The sequence below is a fragment of the Proteus sp. fly-1067 genome (assembly GCF_040139345.1).
Classification (GTDB): domain Bacteria; phylum Pseudomonadota; class Gammaproteobacteria; order Enterobacterales; family Enterobacteriaceae; genus Proteus; species Proteus vulgaris_B.
Map to the genome: position 1 here is coordinate 1 of NZ_JBEEUL010000152.1, position 612 is coordinate 612.

2 protein-coding genes are annotated in these 612 nt (G+C 29.7%); one reads left to right on the forward strand and one right to left on the reverse strand.

From position 1 onward, the window contains the following. A partial coding sequence (gene lysC, locus ABN217_RS19700; RefSeq protein WP_349459923.1) for an Rz1-like lysis system protein LysC occupies nucleotides 1-275 on the forward strand: 275 nt, incomplete at its 5' end. 127 nt (nucleotides 276-402) lie between these two features. On the opposite strand, the gene ABN217_RS19705 is transcribed toward lysC, so the two are convergent. Further along, the coding region (locus ABN217_RS19705; RefSeq protein WP_502935143.1) for a UCP019853 family protein at nucleotides 403-612 on the reverse strand (210 nt) is incomplete at its 5' end.

The window sequence follows — 612 nt, forward strand, 5'->3', positions numbered from 1 at the left end:
CGCTAATACTGCTGTGCCTGATGATGTTACTAACAGGCTGCGGAACTACAAAAGAGAAATTGATTCCCGTTCAGCCAGTTCCATTGCCCCCACATCTAACCGCTGATTGTGAGCAGCCTGATATTCCAGAAAAAATGAATTGGAAAGATATGCCGCTATTGCTAGTAGATGCAATGAATTCAATTGCCAAGTGCAACTTAGATAAAAAAGCAATTCGAGAAATTGAATCGGAGAGGGTAGCTAATAGTATATTTAAAAGTGATAAAGATAATTAATATCGAAGGAAGTTGATGAGATTAGGTCATTTAGATACTGATATTTCATTATTTTTCTAATCTAATCTATAAATGAAGTGGCTATAAATTAAATAAATACATAAACTTTAAAAAATACATTAAAAAATCAATTTAAAAATGAAACATTAATTCTATCTACATAAATTCTCACATATTTATTTTCATAAAATGATAACTCATACAATAAATCATGTTGTAATATTGTATTACATACAATGAGTTTGTTTTCGAATAGATATCCATTCAATTCATATGCAAATGAACTCTCAATTTGTTTTGGTAATGAATAAGTAGATAACTCAGCGCTTATTTCATC